This window comes from Mycobacterium syngnathidarum, assembly GCF_001942625.1.
GTDB classification, from domain to species: Bacteria; Actinomycetota; Actinomycetes; order Mycobacteriales; family Mycobacteriaceae; genus Mycobacterium; species Mycobacterium syngnathidarum.
The window spans coordinates 75438-94838 of sequence record NZ_MLCL01000078.1; the positions used below are offsets into that span (position 1 = coordinate 75438).

At 67.1% G+C, this 19401-nt stretch carries 19 protein-coding genes; 11 read left to right on the plus strand and 8 right to left on the minus strand.

Annotated features, from left to right (window positions below; all coding sequences use genetic code 11):
• Entirely contained in the window at positions 1 to 375 is a 375-nt protein-coding gene (locus BKG60_RS22095) for a DUF952 domain-containing protein (RefSeq protein ID WP_070186532.1), read from the minus strand.
• A 159-nt stretch (positions 376 to 534) separates the two neighbouring features.
• On the opposite strand from BKG60_RS22095, the gene BKG60_RS22100 reads away from it, so the two are divergent.
• Positions 535 to 726 carry a DUF7455 domain-containing protein gene (locus tag BKG60_RS22100; RefSeq protein WP_070186533.1) on the plus strand — a complete coding sequence of 64 codons (192 nt, stop codon included), beginning with the start codon at positions 535 to 537 and terminating at the stop codon, positions 724 to 726.
• Between the two features lie 83 nt (positions 727 to 809).
• Positions 810 to 1814: a YihY/virulence factor BrkB family protein gene (locus BKG60_RS22105; protein ID WP_070186534.1), complete on the plus strand. Its 1005-nt coding sequence runs from the start codon at positions 810 to 812 to the stop codon at positions 1812 to 1814.
• Here the strand turns inward: BKG60_RS22105 and BKG60_RS22110 are convergent.
• Positions 1804 to 2040 (minus strand): DUF3039 domain-containing protein, encoded by a 237-nt coding sequence (locus BKG60_RS22110; protein ID WP_070186535.1) that lies wholly within the window; start codon positions 2038 to 2040, stop codon positions 1804 to 1806. The genes BKG60_RS22105 and BKG60_RS22110 overlap by 11 nt on opposite strands.
• A 59-nt stretch (positions 2041 to 2099) precedes the next feature.
• Between BKG60_RS22110 and BKG60_RS22115 the strand changes: the two genes are divergently transcribed.
• The 3 genes from BKG60_RS22115 to BKG60_RS22125 all read left to right on the plus strand — a co-directional run bounded on the left by BKG60_RS22115 (position 2100) and on the right by BKG60_RS22125 (position 4503).
• A complete protein-coding gene (locus BKG60_RS22115) occupies positions 2100 to 2546 on the plus strand; it encodes a DUF3099 domain-containing protein (protein WP_239252723.1) in 447 nt (148 codons plus the stop codon).
• 117 nt (positions 2547 to 2663) lie between these two features.
• Positions 2664 to 3653: a sigma-70 family RNA polymerase sigma factor SigB gene (gene sigB / locus BKG60_RS22120; RefSeq protein WP_255741598.1), complete on the plus strand. Its 990-nt coding sequence runs from the start codon at positions 2664 to 2666 to the stop codon at positions 3651 to 3653.
• A gap of 160 nt (positions 3654 to 3813) precedes the next feature.
• Positions 3814 to 4503: an iron-dependent transcriptional repressor DtxR gene (locus BKG60_RS22125; protein WP_070186537.1), complete on the plus strand. Its 690-nt coding sequence runs from the start codon at positions 3814 to 3816 to the stop codon at positions 4501 to 4503.
• A 5-nt stretch (positions 4504 to 4508) separates the two neighbouring features.
• Here BKG60_RS22125 and BKG60_RS22130 read toward each other — a convergent pair whose 3' ends face one another.
• The gene (locus BKG60_RS22130; protein WP_075909989.1) at positions 4509 to 5576 is read right to left on the minus strand and encodes a DUF4192 domain-containing protein; all 1068 of its coding nucleotides are present in this window, start codon (positions 5574 to 5576) and stop codon (positions 4509 to 4511) included.
• A 150-nt stretch (positions 5577 to 5726) separates the two neighbouring features.
• On the minus strand, positions 5727 to 6530 hold the full coding sequence (locus BKG60_RS22135) for a trypsin-like serine peptidase (protein ID WP_075910028.1): 804 nt from the start codon (positions 6528 to 6530) through the stop codon (positions 5727 to 5729).
• Positions 6531 to 6716: 186 nt separating this feature from the next.
• Between BKG60_RS22135 and BKG60_RS22140 the strand changes: the two genes are divergently transcribed.
• Genes BKG60_RS22140 through BKG60_RS22150 form a run of 3 tightly spaced genes read left to right on the plus strand, consistent with a single transcriptional unit; the run spans position 6717 to position 9535 of the window.
• Positions 6717 to 7742 (plus strand): proteasome assembly chaperone family protein, encoded by a 1026-nt coding sequence (locus tag BKG60_RS22140; RefSeq protein WP_070186538.1) that lies wholly within the window; start codon positions 6717 to 6719, stop codon positions 7740 to 7742.
• A 36-nt stretch (positions 7743 to 7778) separates the two neighbouring features.
• Entirely contained in the window at positions 7779 to 8801 is a 1023-nt protein-coding gene (locus BKG60_RS22145; protein ID WP_075909990.1) for an alpha/beta fold hydrolase, read from the plus strand.
• 56 nt (positions 8802 to 8857) lie between these two features.
• The gene (locus BKG60_RS22150) at positions 8858 to 9535 is read left to right on the plus strand and encodes a PhzF family phenazine biosynthesis protein (protein ID WP_075909991.1); all 678 of its coding nucleotides are present in this window, start codon (positions 8858 to 8860) and stop codon (positions 9533 to 9535) included.
• A gap of 17 nt (positions 9536 to 9552) precedes the next feature.
• Here the strand turns inward: BKG60_RS22150 and nrdR are convergent, their stop codons facing one another.
• Together nrdR and BKG60_RS22160 are read right to left on the minus strand one after the other, a co-directional pair.
• Positions 9553 to 10008, minus strand: coding sequence for a transcriptional regulator NrdR (gene nrdR / locus BKG60_RS22155; RefSeq protein WP_070186541.1), 456 nt, complete (start codon positions 10006 to 10008; stop codon positions 9553 to 9555).
• Positions 10009 to 10172: 164 nt separating this feature from the next.
• Positions 10173 to 10667 carry a LysM peptidoglycan-binding domain-containing protein gene (locus BKG60_RS22160; RefSeq protein ID WP_075909992.1) on the minus strand — a complete coding sequence of 165 codons (495 nt, stop codon included), beginning with the start codon at positions 10665 to 10667 and terminating at the stop codon, positions 10173 to 10175.
• 241 nt (positions 10668 to 10908) lie between these two features.
• Between BKG60_RS22160 and lexA the strand changes: the two genes are divergently transcribed.
• Positions 10909 to 11628, plus strand: coding sequence for a transcriptional repressor LexA (lexA, locus tag BKG60_RS22165; protein WP_075909993.1), 720 nt, complete (start codon positions 10909 to 10911; stop codon positions 11626 to 11628).
• 70 nt (positions 11629 to 11698) lie between these two features.
• Here the strand turns inward: lexA and BKG60_RS22170 are convergent, their stop codons facing one another.
• Together BKG60_RS22170 and BKG60_RS22175 are read right to left on the minus strand one after the other, a co-directional pair.
• Positions 11699 to 14011: an LGFP repeat-containing protein gene (locus BKG60_RS22170; RefSeq protein WP_075909994.1), complete on the minus strand. Its 2313-nt coding sequence runs from the start codon at positions 14009 to 14011 to the stop codon at positions 11699 to 11701.
• Positions 14012 to 14190: 179 nt separating this feature from the next.
• Positions 14191 to 15351, minus strand: a complete 1161-nt coding sequence (locus BKG60_RS22175; protein ID WP_070186545.1) for an acyl-CoA dehydrogenase family protein — start codon at positions 15349 to 15351, stop codon at positions 14191 to 14193.
• A 100-nt stretch (positions 15352 to 15451) separates the two neighbouring features.
• Between BKG60_RS22175 and BKG60_RS22180 the strand changes: the two genes are divergently transcribed.
• Positions 15452 to 17749 carry a molybdopterin-dependent oxidoreductase gene (locus BKG60_RS22180; protein ID WP_075909995.1) on the plus strand — a complete coding sequence of 766 codons (2298 nt, stop codon included), beginning with the start codon at positions 15452 to 15454 and terminating at the stop codon, positions 17747 to 17749.
• A gap of 99 nt (positions 17750 to 17848) precedes the next feature.
• Positions 17849 to 19372, plus strand: coding sequence for a PE-PPE domain-containing protein (locus BKG60_RS22185; protein ID WP_075909996.1), 1524 nt, complete (start codon positions 17849 to 17851; stop codon positions 19370 to 19372).
• Positions 19373 to 19401: the final 29 nt, after the last annotated feature.

The following is a 19401-nucleotide window of genomic DNA, read 5'->3' on the forward strand; positions in this document are numbered from 1 at the left end:
CTACCCCGACGGCGTGTCGCCGACCAGCGGCGCGAACCGGCCCTGATCGTCGGGCACATAGGGCGCGGTGGCCGTCACAGCGGTCAGCGGCAGCGGGCCGTACAGATGCGGGAAGAGCATCGCGTCGGGATCCGTCGGGACCCCCGGCTCCCAGCGCACCGGATCGGTCAGCTTTTCCGGGTCGATGTGCAACAGAACCAGGTCGCCACGTCCGGAGTAGAGCCGGTTGGCCGGCAGATGCACCTGTTCGGGAGCCGAGAGGTGGACGAAGCCCTGCACACCGAGCGAGTCCGGACGATGTTCGCCGCTACGCTGGGCCCGGCGCCAGTCCTCGACGCTGCACAGGTGAACCAGGACACGCGGCGACGGGTGCATACCGTCAGCTTGCCGGTCCAGCAACGCTGCGGCCAAGTGAGACACGACACACCGGTGAACCCTTGGGGAACAAGGCCGGAATCCAAAACGTCTGACAGAGTAGACATACGCAATCGAGGCGCCTTTGCCGAGATGCGCAGAGCAGAAGACGGAGGAGCCATGAACGCAACTCTGACAAGCCCGGAGCTAACCAGAGCCGATCGCTGCGATCGCTGCGGCGCGGCCGCACGCGTGCGCGCGAAGCTGCCCTCAGGGGCCGAGCTGCTCTTCTGCCAGCACCATGCCAACGAGCACGAAGCCAAGCTGGTCGAGCTGGCCGCGGTGTTGGAAACCAGCACGGCAGAGGTCTAACGGCTGCTGTCGCGCACCCTTCACGGCCTCCGACACCACCCGCCTGGGCAGGAGCACGTTTCGTCAGTAATGCTTGACTGGTCATGACTGGCCAGCCGCTTCCAGTACCACCATCACGCCACCACATCTGGCATATCACTCGACGCACATTGTCGAAGAGCTGGGACGACTCCATCTTCTCGGAGTCGGCACAGGCGGCGTTCTGGTGCGCGTTGTCATTGCCTCCCCTACTACTGGGGATGCTCGGCAGCCTGGCCTACATCGCACCGTTGTTCGGGCCGGACACTCTGCCGACGATCCAGGATCAACTGATCAACGCGGCGAACAGCTTCTTTTCACCCAACGTCGTCAACGAGATCATCGAGCCGACGATCCGCGACATCGTCAGGGGTGCCCGGGGCGAGGTGGTGTCGGTGGGCTTCGTGATCTCGTTGTGGGCCGGCTCGTCGGCGGTCTCGGCGTTCGTGGACTCGATCGTGGAAGCCCACGGCCAAACACCGTTACGGCATCCGGTGCGCCAGCGTTTCTATGCGCTCGGGCTCTACGTGATCATGCTGGTGTTCGCGATCGCGGTCGCGCCGCTGGTGGCGCTGGGGCCCCGGGCGGTCGCCGAGCACATTCCGGACAGCTGGGACAACGTACTGCGCTACGGCTACTACCCGGCGCTGTTCCTGGCGGTTTTCGTCGGGGTGACCATCCTCTACCGGGTCTCGCTGCCGGCACCGATCCCGACCCACCGCCTGGTGCTCGGAGCGGTCCTGGCCACCGTGGTGTTCCTGGTCGCCACCTTCGGGCTGCGGATCTACCTGACCTGGATCACCAGCACCGGCTACACCTACGGTGCACTGGCAACACCGATCGCTTTCCTGCTGTTCGCGTTCTTCCTGGGTTTTGCCGTCATGTTCGGCGCCGAACTCAATGCGGCCATACAAGAGGAGTGGCCCGCGGCGGACACCCACACCAGGAGACTGCGGGAATGGCTTGAGTACAAAGCCCTCAACGCCGGCTTCAGCGGCGGCGCCCCGGCACCGGCCGAAAGCCGTGTGCCCGAGCACGTCGAACCGCCGGTACCGCCACCTACTTCTTGAGCTGCTCGTAGATCTTCTTGCAGTCCGGGCACACCGGAGAACCCGGCTTGGGCGACTTGGTCACCGGAAACACCTCGCCGCACAGCGCGACGACATGCGTGCCCATGACGGCGCTTTCGGCGATCTTGTCCTTCTTGACGTAATGGAAGAACTTGGGGGTGTCGTCGTCGGTCCCGTCGTCGACGCGTTCGTCGGTGTCCGGGCGCTCGATGGTCTGGGTCTGCATGTTCTCATTGTGCCTGGGTGCGGGCCATAGGGAAATCCACCTGCCACCACCGGCGCCAGGTGTGGAACAGTAGAGGCATGAAACAAAGCCACGAGCTGAGTTTCGACGGCGATTTCGGCGACGATTTCGGCAAGGAAGCCCGCCCGGTTCTCATCACCAAAGCCGCACCCGCATACGAAGTGCAGCATCGCCAACGTGTCCGCAAGTACCTGACGTTGATGGCCTTCCGTATTCCGGCGCTCATCCTGGCGGCCGTCGCCTACAACATCTGGCAGAACGGCCTCATCTCGCTCGCGATCATCGTGGCGTCGATACCGCTGCCCTGGATGGCGGTTCTGATCGCCAACGACCGTCCCCCGCGTAGCGCCGAGGAACCGCGACGCTACGCCGGCCGCGGCGAGCGGATACCCCTGTTCCCCACCGCGGAGCGCCCGGCGTTACAGAAGGAGCCGAACGTGGCACCGCAACCGGAGTCAGCGCGGCCGGGCGATGATGCTCCCAGCTGAGCGGCTTCTTTAGCCATTCTTAGGACATTCTCAGGTCGGTCCGGAAAAACTGCAGCTCAACGGGCATGAATCTCCAGATCGGCGGGAACTCTCATGGGGTCTACCACGTTGTACTTCATGACAGTTCGAGCCGATCAGGAGGCCGTCATGGCAAATGCCACCACAAGCCGCGTCGACAGTGATCTGGACGCCCAGAGCCCTGCCGCCGACCTCGTGCGCGTGTATCTGAACGGCATCGGCAAAACGGCGTTGCTCAACGCCGCCGATGAGGTAGAGCTCGCAAAGCGCATCGAGGCAGGCTTGTACGCCCAGCACATGCTGGACACCAAGAAGCGTCTCGGCGAGAACCGCAAACGCGACCTGGCCGCCGTCGTCCGCGATGGTGAGGCCGCCCGCAGGCACCTGCTGGAAGCCAACCTGCGCCTGGTCGTCTCACTGGCCAAGCGCTACACCGGCCGCGGCATGCCGCTGCTGGACCTGATCCAGGAAGGCAACCTGGGCCTGATCCGCGCGATGGAGAAGTTCGACTACACCAAGGGCTTCAAGTTCTCCACGTACGCCACGTGGTGGATCCGCCAGGCCATCACCCGAGGGATGGCGGACCAGAGCCGCACCATCCGCCTGCCCGTCCATCTGGTCGAGCAGGTCAACAAGCTGGCCCGGATCAAGCGTGAGATGCACCAGCACCTGGGCCGCGAGGCCACCGACGAGGAACTGGCCGAAGAGTCCGGTATTCCGGTCGAGAAGATCAACGATCTGCTGGAGCACAGCCGCGACCCGGTGAGCCTGGACATGCCGGTCGGCACCGACGAGGAAGCCCCGCTCGGCGACTTCATCGAGGATTCCGAGGCGATGTCGGCCGAGAACGCCGTCATCTCCGAGCTGTTGCACACCGACATCCGCCACGTGCTGGCCACGCTCGACGAGCGCGAGCAGCAGGTGATCCGGTTGCGGTTCGGCCTCGACGACGGCCAGCCCCGCACCCTGGACCAGATCGGCAAGCTGTTCGGCCTGTCCCGCGAGCGTGTCCGCCAGATCGAGCGTGAGGTGATGGCCAAGCTCCGCAACGGCGAGCGTGCCGATCGGCTCCGCTCCTACGCCAGCTAGTCCTCCTGTCGATGTGCCCCGCCGGTTTCCGGCGGGGCACATCGCTGTGGCCTGGAGTTTTACCTCGCGGTGTGAGGTGCCCGACGCCCCGATGTTGCGCCGCAGTTCAAGAGCCGGAAACGGTAGACTGTGCGGTGACGTTTGGGCTGGGAAGGCGCGCATGAACGATCTGGTCGACACCACCGAGATGTACCTGCGGACGATCTACGACCTCGAAGAAGAGGGCGTGGTGCCGCTGCGTGCCCGCATTGCCGAACGGCTCGACCAGAGCGGTCCGACGGTCAGCCAGACCGTGTCGCGCATGGAGCGCGACGGCCTGCTGCACGTGGCCGGTGACCGCCACCTGGAGCTGACCGACAAGGGCCGCGCCCTCGCGGTCGCCGTGATGCGCAAGCACCGGCTGGCCGAACGGTTGCTCGTCGATGTGATCGGGCTGCCCTGGGAGGATGTCCACGCCGAGGCATGCCGCTGGGAACACGTGATGAGCGAGGACGTGGAGCGGCGCCTGGTCCAGGTGCTCGACAACCCCACCACCTCACCGTTCGGCAACCCGATTCCGGGCCTGGGCGATCTCGGCGTAGGAGCGACGGGCTACGACGATGTCAGCCTGGTCCGGCTGACCGAGCTCCCGGTCGGATTGCCGGTGGCGGTGGTGGTGCGTCAGCTCACCGAACACGTCCAGGGCGACACCGAACTCATCGGCCGGCTCAAGGACGCCGGGGTGGTGCCGAACGCGCGCGTCACCGTCGAGGCCAACGACCACGGCGGCGTGATGATCGTGATCCCGGGGCACGAGCAGGTCGAGCTGCCCCATCACATGGCGCACGCCGTCCGCGTCGAGAAGGTCTAGCCGGCTCAACTGGCCCTACGCCCCCACGGCTTTCGCCGTGGCAACTGCACGCCCAGCTGCTGCGCCAGCCGGTACCCGGTGCCCGCCAGTTCGCGGATCCGCTCGGGGTGCATCCCCGATTGCAGTGCGGTGTCGAGCATGCCGGCCATCCGGTGCGTCGGCCGCGCCTGCAGGGCCGCATCAAGCGACACCCCTGCCAGCGGCCCGTCGCCGCGTGCGTACGCCGAAAATGCGAGCAGGACAAGCGCTTCCACGCGCCACGGGTCAGGGAGCGTGCGGGCCAGCAGCGCCCACAGGGCTTCGGCTTGCTCGGCACACTCCCCCGCCGCCAGCGCGTAGAGCGTGTCACGCACCCGCGGGTCGGCCAAACCCTCGGCCAGCCGCGCCAACTCAGGGTGGCCGGGCAGCGTTCCCTCGGCCAACTGCAGGGCCGCCGTCATCGCGGCTTCGATGTCGCTGCGCACCTCGGCGTCGGGGCGGGGATCCGGGCATCCGGGCCGCTGCGACGCGAGCGCCAACCGCCGCTGCGTCGAGTCGACGGCTACCGGATCCGGCCGGATCACCGCCAGCAGTTCGTCACGGCTGGCGTAAAGCCGGCGGCCGTCCAGCACCGCGGCTGCCGCCAGCGGCGACGCACCCGGATCATCCACCCATCCCTGCTCGCCGCAACTGTCGGCGCAATGCCAGAACCCGCCGGCAGCCACCTTGTCCACGACATGGGCTGCATACAGTTCGATGTCCTCGACTGCAAGCGCCTGGTCCAGCACCGATGCCAGGTCGCGGTAGCGGTCATCGCACGCCCGGCAATCCCTGCTGTGGTCATCCACCATCACGGCGATCGCCGCGTCCGCGCCGGCGGTGGCCGCGAGGCCGACCAGATGCGCGACGCGTTCGGTCATGTCGTCGGCCAGATCAGCACGCATGACGCAGCCCAGCTCACCGTGGTTGACGGTGACCAGGACGAGGCTGAATTCCGGGACGAACCCGAGTACGGCGGGAAGTGCGGCGATCAGCGCACCGGGACGGTTGAGATGGAAGTCGAACTCTGACGAGGATGGCGATGGCGTGGTCATGGTCTGACCGTGCCAACCGGAGCCGTCAGGAACCGTCGCCCGAACCAGCCCGCCGCCGGTGGTTGGGGATGGATTCTGCGCTGGGGATAACCCGGTGGCGCCTGTTCACCGCGTATTCGGCGTCAGCCGCATGTGCCAGGCGGGCAACGATCAGCAGTCGGAGGCGAGGGCCTCGGGCGCCGCGTCGCCGGGTCCGCCCGCCTCAGCCCGGGCCAGCAGCCGGGCGATGCGGTGATCGAAAACCGGCGAGTAGGACACGTCGTCATCGCATCCGCCTCCGTCGAGGCCACCGACCAACCCGGTCACCGTGGACCCCGACACCCACGGAGCGCCGCTGAAACCGTCGGTCAGGCCGCCACAAGCCAGGGACGGGAATCCTTGCGACGACGTTGCCGTGCCCCGGCAGGCCAGCGCGCCGCCTCCCTCGCCCATCTGGTAGCCCGTCACGGTCACCGGGCTACCCGGCGCGGGCGCCGAACCCAGGGTCAGCCCACCCTCGGCCTCCGCGAGCAGCCCGGCGCCTTTCCCGCCCGCGACCCGCACGATGGCGTAGTCGGCCCGCGGATCCTGGTCGGCGATCCAGCGCGGGTCCAGATACACGGCCTCGACGTGCCAGGCATCACCATCGCCTTCGCCGAAGCCGGGAACGAAGGCGGTGTCCACCCCGTCGAGCAGACAGTGCGCAGCCGTCAGGATGAGGTCGCCGGTTGTGCTGGCCAGGACCGAACCGCTGCAGGTGTGCGTCGTGGTGTCACCGAGGAAAAGTGCCCCCACCCGCGGGTCCGGGGTCACGGACTCGGCGCCTGCCTGCGACAAGGGGCGGGTGGAGTCCCGTGCGCTGGTCGGCGGGGCCGTGGTGGGGCCGGCTGTCCCGGAGCCAGCCGGGTCGCCCGGCCCGGTGCAGGCCGCGACCGCGGCCGTCATCAACGCCGCCGCGAGTGTGAGCTTCACCATCCGGGCCACCTGCACCGTCACGATTTTGCCTGATCGCGCGGACCATCGTCGGAATGCCGACCGCACCCCGGCGCGTTCGCACGCACAAGCGGGGCGGAACGAACCCGCGGTGCGGGTATGCGAGACACTAGACAGAACGGTGGTAGGCCGTCACAGCGTGCTACCGCAGCGAGGAGACGAAGCGAGATGACCGACAGCAGCGATACCCCCGAGCAGCACTACCAGCCCGACCAGAGCGGCATGTACGAGCTTGAGTTCCCGGCTCCACAGCTGTCGTCTTCGGATGGCCGCGGCCCCGTGCTGATTCACGCCCTGGAGGGGTTCTCCGACGCCGGTCACGCCATCCGGCTGGCCGCGGAGCATCTGAAGGACACCCTCGACACCGAGCTCGTGGCATCGTTCGCCATCGACGAACTGCTCGACTACCGGTCGCGGCGGCCGCTCATGACATTCAAAACCGACCATTTCACCAGCTACGACGAACCCGAGCTGAACCTGTACGCGCTGCACGACGGCGTGGGGACACCGTTTCTGCTGCTGGCCGGCCTCGAGCCGGACCTGCGATGGGAGCGTTTCATCACCGCGGTGCGGTTACTGTCCGAGCAACTCGGGGTCCGACGGGTGATCGGGCTGGGCACCATTCCGATGGCGGTGCCGCACACCCGCCCGGTGATGTTGACCGCGCACGCCAACGACAAGGAGCTGATCGCCGACCACACCCCGTGGGTCGGCGAGGTCCAGGTGCCGGCGAGCGTTTCCAACCTCCTCGAGTTCCGCATGGCTCAGCACGGCCACGAGGTGGTCGGTTACACCGTGCACGTCCCGCACTACCTGGCTCAGACGGCTTATCCGCCGGCCGCCGAGGCACTCTTGGCCGAGGTGGCGCGAACCGGTTCGCTACAACTGCCGTTGGAGAAGCTTTCCGAGGCCGGCGCCGAGGTGTACAGCAAGATCAACGAGCAGGTAGAAGCCAGCACCGAGGTCGCCCAAGTGGTGACCGGGCTGGAGCGCCAGTACGATGCATTCGTTGCCGCACAGGAGAATCGGTCCCTGCTGGCGCGTGATGAGGAACTACCCAGCGGTGACGAGCTGGGTGCCGAGTTCGAACGGTTCCTCGCTCAGCAGGCCGGTGACAAGCACAAGGACGACAGGTACCGGGACGGACGGGACGGCTTCGGCGACGGATTCCCGAACGGCGACACCCACTCATAGGGGCCCGATGCCGGGCCGAGAGCGAGGTTGACCAGTATGACCGAGCGCAAATCCCATCTGCGGACCGTTCGCGAGCTCACCCCAGCACTCGAATACCGCACGATCCACGGGTACCGTCGGGCCTTCCGGGTCGCCGGATCGGGACCGGCGATACTTCTGATCCACGGCATCGGTGACAACTCCACAACCTGGCACACGGTGCAATCGGCCCTGGCACAGCGGTTCACGGTGATCGCCCCGGACCTGCTCGGCCACGGTAGCTCCGACAAACCGCGCGCGGACTATTCGGTGGCCGCGTACGCCAATGGGATGCGCGACCTGCTCAGCGTGCTCGACATCGATCGGGTGACGGTCGTCGGGCATTCCCTGGGCGGCGGCGTGGCGATGCAATTCGCCTACCAGTTCCCGCAGTTGGTGGACCGCCTCATCCTCGTCGGCGCCGGTGGCGTCACCAAGGATGTCAACATCGCCCTGCGGGTCGCGTCCCTGCCGATGGGCAGTGAAGCCCTGGCGCTGCTGCGCCTGCCCCTGGTGCTGCCGGCGTTGCAGCTGGCCGGCCGTGCCGCCGGCGCGGTGCTTGGCTCGGCCGGTCTCGGACACGACATCCCGGACATGTTGCGTATCCTGGCCGATCTGCCCGAGCCGACAGCATCGTCGGCCTTCGCCCGCACGCTGCGCGCCGTGGTGGACTGGCGTGGTCAGGTCGTCACCATGCTGGATCGCTGTTACTTGACCGAATCCGTTCCCGTGCAATTGATCTGGGGTGACTCCGATTCGGTGATCCCCGTCAGCCACGCCCGGATGGCCCACGCCGCGATGCCCGGTTCCCAGTTGGACATTTTCTCCGGATCCGGGCATTTTCCGTTCCACGACGATCCTGACCGCTTCGTCGAGGTGGTAGAACGCTTCATCGACACGACCGACCCCTCGGTCTACGACCAGGATGAACTCCGCAGCCTGCTGCGCAGCGGGCGGACCGGAGCGACGATCAGCGGGCCCTTCGATACTCAGATCGCGGTACTCGACGCGATGGGCGCCGACGAGCGCAGCGCCACCTGACCTTCTCCCGCGGGCGGATCCGCCCGGGGTGCGCGGGGGCGACGTAGCATCGGTCTATGGCCATCGACGTCACCGTATTGCGCGTGTTCACCGACTCCGAAGGCAAGTACGGCAACCCGCTGGGGGTTGTTGACAACAGCACGGTGGCGCCCGACGACCGGCAACGGATCGCCACCGAATTGGGTTACAGCGAAACTGTATTCATCGATCTGCCGCAGCCCGGTGGCAACTCGGCCGGCGTTCACATCTTCACCCCGACTGTCGAGCTGCCGTTCGCCGGACATCCGACGGTCGGTGCGTCGTGGTGGCTGCGCGAGTTGGGGCTGCCGGTCCGTACCCTGCGCGTACCCGCGGGAATCGTTTCGATCGAGTACGACGACGATCGAACCATTGTGAATGCCCGCTCGGAATGGGCCCCTGAATTCGCCATCTACGACCTGGCCACGGTGGAGGAGGTTCTCGCCGCCGAACCCGACGATTTCGACAATGCCTACCTGTGGGCCTGGATCGACGAGGCGAACGGCACGTTGCGCTCCCGGTCATTCGCCTCACATCTGGGGATTCCCGAAGATGAGGCCACCGGAGCAGCTGCGGTGCGGATGACCGACTATCTCAGCCGGGATCTGACGATTATCCAGGGCAAAGGCTCGGTGATCGAGACCCGATGGAGTCCGGAGGGCTGGGTTCGCGTGGCCGGCCGTGTGGTCAACGACGGCAGCTCCCGACTGGACTGACGCCGGCCTGGCGCGGACTACGCCTCGGCGCGGTGGGCGCGCAGCGCCTCGATCTCACGCTCGAAATCCTCAGCCGACGTGAACGACCGGTACACCGACGCGAACCTCAGGTAGGCGACCTCGTCCAGTTCGCGCAGCGGCCCGAGAATCGCCAAGCCGACCTCATGGCTGGGGATCTCCGGCGTACCGAGCCCGCGGACCGCGTCCTCGACCTTCTGCGCCAAGACATTGAGCGCGTCGTCATCGACCTGCCTGCCCTGACAGGACCGGCGTACCCCGCGAATGACCTTCTCGCGACTGAACGGCTCGGTTACCCCGCTGCGCTTCACCACGGCCAGCACGGCGGTCTCTACAGTGGTGAATCGACGTCCGCACTCGGGGCAGGACCGACGGCGTCGAATGGCCTGCCCTTCATCGGTCTCGCGTGAATCGACCACACGCGAATCGGGGTGACGGCAGAACGGACAGTGCATTACCGCTCCTTCGTCATGCCGCCGGACAACTAGTTCGAGCGCTCTTGAGCGTACCCGCGATGCCCGCGGCAGATTCACCGCCGGGTCCAGTGGTGCGTAGACGCTCATGCCGACGCCGACCAGTGTCGCTGGCAGCCAGGACGATTCAGCGGACATCACACTGCTCAGCCAACCGGCGCGAGCAGCGTCTGCCCTGCGTCCAGCGCCGCGGATTCGAGCTGGTTGAGATCGCGGATCTGCTCGACGACCCGGGCGACCGGGGCGTCGGGGGCGACTCGCCGGGCCACCTGCTGCAGCGTCTCCCCCGACTTCACCTGCACCACCGCGAGTTCGGTCGGAGTCGCGCCGGGCTCGGTTCCCATCACCCCGCCCAGTTGGGCCACCAAACCCAGCCAGATCGTGATGCCGGCTGCCACCAGTGCCAACAGGACGGTCGTCACAGGGGTGATGGGCCGGCTGCGGTGAGATGCCCGGGACATCAACACCCCGGTCCCGCGGTAGCGAACCGAACCGCCGGCGGGACGCGTGGGCGAGGGCCGCTGGACCCGGCGCAACGGCCTGGGGGCACCAGCGCCGAACTGGGCGCGGGGGCCCTGCGACCGCGGAGTGGCCCGAACAGCGCGGGAACGGCTATCGGCGGGGATATCGATGATCGCCATCTGACTGCCTTTCGGTGAGACGTTTCGCTCTTGTGTTCGAACATAGTCGCTCAGGTGTTCGATTGATAGAACATGTGATCGAACTGTTGCCAAACGATAGAACAGCCCACCGACAAGTTCGGGCCACCAGGCCCGCCCACCCCTCGGCGGCGGCGCGCGCCGCACCCACCTGCAGACACGCCCACAACACGCGTCGAACACATGTTTGATTAATGTTCGAACAACGACTACATTCGGCCTCATGAGCGACGACCGCAGCAGGGACGGCAGCACCGACACCCCGGCCGAATCGGACAGCGCGGGTCCACGCCGGGCCGAGGGGGGCCTCACCGACCGGCAACGGACGATTCTCGACGTCATCCGCACATCGGTGACCAGTCGCGGCTACCCACCCAGCATCCGCGAGATCGGGGACGCGGTCGGCCTCACCTCGACCTCGTCGGTCGCCCATCAGTTGCGCACCCTGGAACGCAAGGGCTATCTCCGACGCGACCCCAACCGGCCGCGTGCGGTCGATGTGCGCGGTGCGGACGATCCGGCCGCCGCGGTGGTCTCGACCGACGTGGCCGGTTCCGATGCACTACCCGAGCCGACCTTCGTTCCGGTGCTCGGGCGCATCGCCGCGGGCGGTCCCATCCTGGCCGAGCAGGCCGTCGAGGATGTCTTCCCCCTGCCCCGCGAACTGGTCGGTGAGGGCTCGCTGTTCCTGCTCAAGGTCGTCGGAGACTCGATGGTCGATGCGGCCATCTGCGATGGCGACTGGGTGGTGGTGCGCCAGCAGAGCGTGGCCGACAACGGCGACATCGTGGCAGCCATGATCGACGGCGAAGCCACCGTCAAGACGTTCAAGCGGACCCGCGGTCAGGTCTGGCTGATGCCGCACAACCCGGCATACGAGCCGATCCCCGGTAACGACGCAGCGGTGCTCGGCAAGGTCGTCACCGTGATCCGCAAGATCTGACGGACCGAGAGCCGGGCCGGCCGCACCGAAAGGCGGCCGGAGCCCGGTAGCTCAGCCCGTGGGCACTGGGTCAGTCGGTTCGGACAAAACCGTTGGTGCGCGCGAATTCCTCACTGGCGAACCAAATCTCGGCGACCGCATCGTCATACTCGCTACTGTCGGGTGCCCAGTATCGGCCGGTCTTGGTGTCGGCCTTGATCGGGTAGCCTTCCGGCGCACGATTCGGGTCGTCCAGCGGTAGGTGAATGGCCGTGGCGCTCGGGATCTCGTCGAGTTCGATGGCGGCATGGCGCCCGCTGTGGGATTCGCTGCTGCTGTATACATCGGCCTCGGTGATCACCCGGGTGGGCGCAGTGTCGACATTGTCCTGGTCGCTCGGCGGGGCCAGGCCGCTCAGCGTCGAGAAGCCAGGAGCCGCGGGGACACCGCCGGTCGCTCCCGCAAACGCCCCGGTGTCGAACGTGTCGTCTGCGAGCTCCGCTTCGATTTCGCCGTCGGTGTCCTCGCCCTCGGCAACTTCTTCGAAGTCCGCATCGATGGGCGTGTCGAGATCCTCGTCGCCGAAGTCCTCGTCGCCGAAGTCGTCGTCCTCGTAGTCCTCGTAGTCGTCGAAGTCGTCATCGTCGTCGAAGCCGCGCTCCCCGACCAGCTGTGCGGAATCCTCCGGCGGTTCCTCCTCCTCACCCGGGACTCCGTAACCGATGGCGGGGCCGCGGGGCGCGGCCCACTGGCTGACCGGGATCGCGGTGTCGGTGGGGCCGTCATACGGCGACGCCGCCGCACTCGCCATGTCCTCGCCCGGACCGCCGAATCGAGTCGTCGCGGCTTCGCCGGCACCGTAGGCAGTGCTCGGCGTGTAGCTGCCCGACGTATCGGCGCCGTGGTCATCGGCGAATTCGTCGTGGTCGTATCCCCGCGATTCGTAGCGCGCCTCGTCGTAGCGACCGTCGTCGTAGTGCGGTGGGCCGGGTGCCTCGTCGTAGTCGTCGTCGAATGGATCGTGTTCGAAGTCGTCATCGCGGCCGGCCCGGCGGCGGTGCCACAGTGCCGCCCCCACGATGAGCCCCGCCAGCAGCAGCACCGGGACCACCGCGATCAGCCACCACCAGCTCCAATGCCAGGAGAATGGCTTCTCGGTATCGGCTGTCGACGGCTGCGGACCACCGGCATGGGGCTGACCGACTCCGGGAACCTGCAGTCCGCTCAGCTCGGAGGCCAGTTTCGACGGCTCGGTGGTGAACTTGTTGGCGTCGCGATCCCACGAGATCGCTCCCCCGCTGAACCGCTGCGTGATGACCGAGCCGTCTTCGGTCTGGTCGGCCATGGGGGCGCCCAGTGCGCCCTTGGCGCCGCCGAGCTTGTCCCAGGCCGCTTTCATGGCTCCCCGGACGATCACCGCACCGTAGTCGGGGGTCCAGAAGATGACTGGGTTGTCTGCCGCGGCGAAGGTGCTGATGCGGCTGTTCGGACCCAGCCCGCCTTCGGACTCGCTGGCGGTGGGGAAGCCCAGATCGCCTTCCGGTCCACCGACGCTTTCGTATTTCTCCAGCAGCTGGCCGGTGATCGCGTTGGCGCCGGTGGCCGGGCTGTAGAAAATCTTGCCGCCGGCGTAGTTCTGCCCGACCCCGTCGGCGCCGATCGGGTACTGGTCGCCGTCCTTGGCCCCCAGCGGCCCCATCGGCCCGCCTGCCGCGCGACGGGCCGCCGCGATCGCCGCGGCAGCATCCGACGGCACGTCCAGACCCGTCAGCTGATCGGCCAGCTCCGGCGGAACCGTGGTGAACGCTTTGGTCTTGCGGTTCCAGGAAATCTCACCGCCGGTGAACTTCTGGGTGCTCACGTCGCCGTCGAACGACTCGTCCTCGGCTGGAACGCCCAACACACCCGCCGAACCGCCGAGCTTGTCCCACGCGGCGTTGATAGCACCCCGGACAACGCGGGCACCGGTGGCAGGAGTCCAGAAGATGACGGGCTTGTCTGGCGCGCTGAGCGTCGAGTTGCGGCTGTCGGCGGCCAGCCCGGGTCCCTCGTCGATGGTCGGGAATCCCAGATCCCCGTCCGCGGCGCCGCCCAGCGACTCGTACTTCTCCAGAATGGCGCCCTGCATGAAATGAGCGCCGGTCGCCGGGGTGTAGAACATCTTGCCCCCGGCGAAGTTCTGCGCGAAGCCCGATCCGACCGCGTAGACCCCGCCCTGGCGTGGCCCCAGCGGCCCGCCGTCACCGCCGCTGGCCTGCCAGGCGGCCGTGACCGCCGCATCGGCATCCGACTCCGGGGTGGCCGACGCCACCGCCGGCCCCATCAAAGCAGCGACCACGAGTGCGAGCAGGCCGACCGCCAACCGCCACACGGTCGCGTCCAGCCTCGCTCCAGGCCTAGTCATGCGCTCTCCCCGCTCGTTCGGCAAAGTTTCCTCAGAAATGTCCCGCCCCGACAACTTTGCTTCAGCAGGTGACGATAACCAAGGAACGTGGCCGATCATGGCCAAAAAAGCCCCAATATCTGGGTCCAAGGACCCAGATTTGGGCTTCTCGGGCCGTCACACGGGGTGATCCGGACTCGTCAGACGCCCAAACTGCGTCCGATGATCTCCTTCATGATCTCGGTCGTACCGCCGTAAATGGTCTGCACCCGCGCGTCCAGGTACGCCCGTGCTACCGGGTACTCCCGCATGTAGCCGTAGCCGCCGTGCAGCTGCAGGCAGCGGTCGATGAGCTCGACCTGCTTCTCGGTCGAATACCACTTGGCCATCGCGGCCTGCTCCACGGTGAGCTTCTCGTCGAGGTGCAACCGGAGGAACTCGTCGACCATCATCCGCACCACGGTGGCCTCGGTCGCCAGTTCGGCCAGCAGGAACCGGCTGTTCTGGAAGCTGCCGATCGGCTTGCCGAACGCCTTGCGCTCCTTGGTGTACTGCACCGTCTGCTCCAACACCGCCTCCATCGCAGCCGCGGCCATGATGGCGATCGAGATCCGTTCCTGCGGCAGGTTCTGCATCAGGTAGACGAAGCCCTGGCCTTCCTCGCCGAGCAGGTTCTCGACCGGCACCTTGACGTCGGTGAACGACAGCTCGGCGGTGTCCTGGGCGTCCAGACCGATCTTGTCGAGGTGCCGGCCCCGCTCGAAGCCCTCCATGCCGCGCTCCACCACCAGCAGGGAGAAGCCCAGCGCGCCCTTCTCGGGGTCGGTCTGGGCGACGACGATCACCAGGTCGGAGTTGATGCCGTTGGTGATGAAGGTCTTCGACCCGTTGAGCACGTAGTGGTCGCCGTCGCGGACGGCACGGGTCTTGATGCCCTGAAGGTCGCTGCCGGTGCCGGGTTCGGTCATTGCGATCGCCGTGATCAATTCACCCGTGCAGAACTTGGGCAGCCAGCGTTGCTTCTGCTCCTCGTTGGCCAGCCGCAGCAGATAGGGCGCTACGACGTCGTTGTGCAGGCTGAAGCCGATGCCGCTGTAGCGGCCGGCCACCGTCTCCTCACAGACGATCGTGTTGTAGCGGAAGTCGTCGTTGCCGCCGCCGCCGTACTCCTCGGGCACCGCCATCCCGAGAAAGCCCTGCTTACCGGCCTCCAGCCAGACCCCGCGGTCGACGATCTTGTCTTTCTCCCACTGGTCGTGGAACGGCGCGACGTGCTTGTCCAGGAACGCCCGGTATGACTCGCGGAACAGCTCGTGCTCCGGCTCGAACAACGTGCGGTCGTACTTCACAGCACTGCTCATGGTGTGACCTCCGGTACTGGTTACATAGTTGGGGTCAACCTATACCAACCGGGTGGTTGGTCAGCCGCGGGGAGGGCCGTACCGCCCGTAAACTCGGGCCATGCCGCAGTCCCCCACGAGCCTCGCGCACTGGGGTGGCTTCACCGCCGACGTGGCGGACGGCGACATCACCGCCGTCACCCCCATGGTGGGCGACACCGACCCTTCACCGTTGCTCGGCAACCTCGCAGGTTCGATCCGGCACCGCTCGCGGGTCGCCGGGCCCGCCGTGCGGCGCGGCTGGCTGCGTGACGGCCCAGGCCCCAGTACCGATCGGGGTGCCGACGAGTACGTGGCGGTGTCATGGGACGAGCTCACCGAGTTGCTCGCCGACGAGCTGAGCCGGGTGGTCGACACCTACGGCAACCAGGCAATCTACGGCGGCTCCTATGGCTGGGCCAGTGCCGGACGCTTCCACCATGCCCAGAGTCAGGTGCACCGCTTCCTGAAAATGCTTGGCGGCTATACCTTTTCGCGCCATTCCTACAGCCTGGGCGCGACCGGGGTGATCATGCCCCGGGTGGTCGGCACCCACGACGACCTGTTCAAGCGCTCCACCGACTGGGATGTGATCGCCGCCAACACCGATCTGCTGGTCTGTTTCGGGGGCCTCGCGCTGAAGAACACCGGCACCAATCACGGTGGCACCACCGCACATCCGGCCCGCGACGCGCTACGCCGGTTGGGTGCGCGCGGCGGGCAGATCGTGTCGTTGAGCCCGCTGCGCGACGATGTCGACGGCGACTGCCAGTGGCTGGCCCCGGCCCCGGGCACCGACGTGGCGGTGATGCTCGCGCTGGCCTACGTCTTGGCCACCGAAGGTCTGGCCGACCTCGATTTCCTCGATACACACTGCACCGGCTACCGCCGGTTCGAGCGCTATCTGCTGGGTCGCGATGACGGCGTCGCCAAGAGCCCGCAGTGGGCGTCGGCGCTCAGCGGCCTGCCCGCCGAGGAACTGACCGCGCTGGCCCGGCGGATGGCCGCATCGCGGACCGTCGTCACCGTCAGCTGGTCCCTGCAACGGGTCCGCCACGGAGAGCAGGCCCCCTGGATGGGGCTGACCCTGGCCGCAATGCTCGGCCAGATCGGGCTGCCCGGTGGAGGTTTCGGGCACGGCTACGGGTCGATGAACGAGCCGGGACTGCCGCCGCTGCGGTGCGGCCTGCCCACCCTGCCCCAAGGCCTCAACCCGGTGCAGACGTTCATCCCGGTCGCCTCTGTCACCGACATGCTGCTGCACCCCGGGCAGCCGTTCGACTACAACGGCATGCAACTGAGCTACCCCGACATCAAGTGCGTGTACTGGGCCGGCGGCAATCCGTTCCACCATCACCAGAACATTCCCCGGTTGCGCCGGGCGCTGTCGCGGGTGGACACCATCGTGGTGCACGACCCGTACTGGACGGCGATGGCCAAGCATGCCGACATCGTGGTGCCCTCGACCACCGCCTATGAGCGCGAGGACTATTCGGGCTCGCGCAACGACCCACTGCTGGTCGCGATGCCCGCGCTGGTGCAGCCGTATGCCGATTCCCGCGACGACTACACCACGTTCTCGGCGCTGGCGGATCGTCTTGGCTTCGGCGCGCGGTTCACCGAGGGCCGCACGGCTCGGCAATGGCTGGTCCACATGTATGAGAAGTGGTCGGCCGGGCTGGATTTCGACGTTCCCCGGTTCGACGAGTTCTGGGCCGCAGGCAAACTGCGCCTGCCCACCGAACCGGGGCTGACGCTGCTCTCCGATTTCCGGGCCGATCCGATCGAGCACCGGTTGGGCACCCCGAGTGGGCGCATCGAGATCTTCTCGCACACCATCGACGGGTTCGGCTACGACGACTGCGCCGGCCATCCCCGGTGGTACGAGCCGACGGAGTGGCTCGGTGGGCAGCGGGCCCGCACCTATCCGTTGCATCTGCTGGCCAACCAGCCCGCGACCCGTCTGCACAGCCAACTCGACGGCGGCGCCGCCAGTCAGGCATCGAAAGTTCAGGGACGAGAACCGATCCGGATTCACCCCGATGACGCGGCGGCCCGCGGGCTCAGCGGTGGCGAGGTGGTACGGGTATTCAACGACCGCGGGGCGTGTCTGGCCGGCGTGGTAATAGACGATCGGGTGCGCCGGGCAGTAGTGCAATTGTCGACCGGGGCCTGGTTCGATCCGGCCGACCCGGCCGACCCCGATTCGATGTGCGTGCACGGCAACCCCAACGTGCTCACCGCGGACATCGGCACCTCCTCGCTGGCCCAGGGTTGCACCGGCGCGCATGTCCTGGTGGAGATCGAGAAGTTCGACGAAGCGCTTCCCCCGGTGCGCGCGCACCAGCCGCCGGTGCTGCGCCCGCGCCAGATCGATTGAGAGGTCACTACTTCGGGCGTTTGCCACCTAGCGGCCGCGCGCCGATGCAAAGATCCCTTCAGCGCTGACGGGGCCGTCAGCAGAAGGAGATCCCGGCCGATGCGATTCTCACCCCGTGCTGCCGCCAGGTCACTGCTGGTCGGCGCGGTAGCTGTATCCGGTTCGGTGGTTATCGGGCTGTCCCCGGTCGGTACCGCAGCAGTCGGCCTGGTCGTGGCAGTGACACCGCTCATCGTGCCCGGAACCGGAACCCCGAACCCGGCGAGCTCCAACAACTACATGGCCAACGCAGTCTCCTACTACGTCCAACCCAGCGGCAGTTGCGGGGCCGAGGACTGCGCGGCGCCGGTGGCTGTCCCTTACATCGCTCAGTTCTGGCCCATCCCGCTGCCGGGCTGGGGCGGATTGGAGGGCGCCAAATGGAATGTATCGGTGGCCAGCGGAGTCACCCAGCTGACCAGCGAACTCGTCGGCTCCAACAACCCCAGTGCGCCCCACCCCGTGGCCGTCTTCGGATATTCGCAGGGCGCCACCGTCGCCAGCATCGTCAAAGGCAACCTGGCCGACCTGACCGACGAGCAGAAACAGAACCTGAGCTTCGTCCTGATCGGTAATCCGAACCGCCCCGACGGCGGACTCTTCGAGCGGTTGGCGATCCTGGGCACCGTGCCCATCCTCGACGCGACATTCGGCCAACCGACCCCGACGGACACGGGCATCGAGACCTACGACATCGCCCTTGAGTACGACGGCGTGGCCGACGCTCCGTCCTGGCTGCTCAATCCGCTCGCGCTGCTCAACGCACTGGCCGGATTCCAGTACGTACATGGCACCTACCTGGATCCCAGGGGTGACGATCCGGCCACGGCGACACCCTACGGATACACGCCGGAGCAAGTGCAGGCCGCGATCGAGAACGCCCAGCAGAGCTGCACCGCCGAAACCCACTGCCAGAAAGTCGACGGCAGCGACACGTACTACATCACGCTGCCGGCGAAGACCCTGCCGATCATGCAGCCGTTCCTCGAACTGGGCGCGGCGACCGGCACGTCGGCCCTGGTGGTTCCGCTCGTCGACCTGATCTCACCGATGGCGCAGACCCTGATCGAAACCGGTTACACCAGAACGGATTACAGCACACCCACGCCGTTTCAGCTGCTCCCCAGATTCAACCCCGTGACACTGGCGACCGACCTCGTCAACGACATCCCCGAGGGCATCCAGGCCGCGCTCAACCCCGGACTCGACCCGCTGCCCGGATGGTCCGATCCGACCGAATCCGGCGATACCGTCACAGTCGAAGGCACACCCGAGAACACCGTCGCCGACACGAAGATCGCAGCGAAGCCCGACCGCCGACCGCTGTCGCGACTGAAGACCGCCACCAAGGGGACTGCGACGCTCACCACAGCTCCCGACGCCGACGACCCCACGATCAGCGAGCAACACCGTCCGTCGGAGCTGAAAGCCTCGCCGGTCAAGGCACATCCGGCGCGCGATGTGGCGAAGTCGCTCCGCAGCACCGTGCACAAAGCGCTGGGCGGCCCGCACCGCAAGACAGCAGGCACCACCCGGGTCAAGGACAAGTCGGCCGGGGCCAAGGACAAGAAACCGGCAGCCTGAGGCCCGCCTCGCCGAAGCGTTCAGAAGGC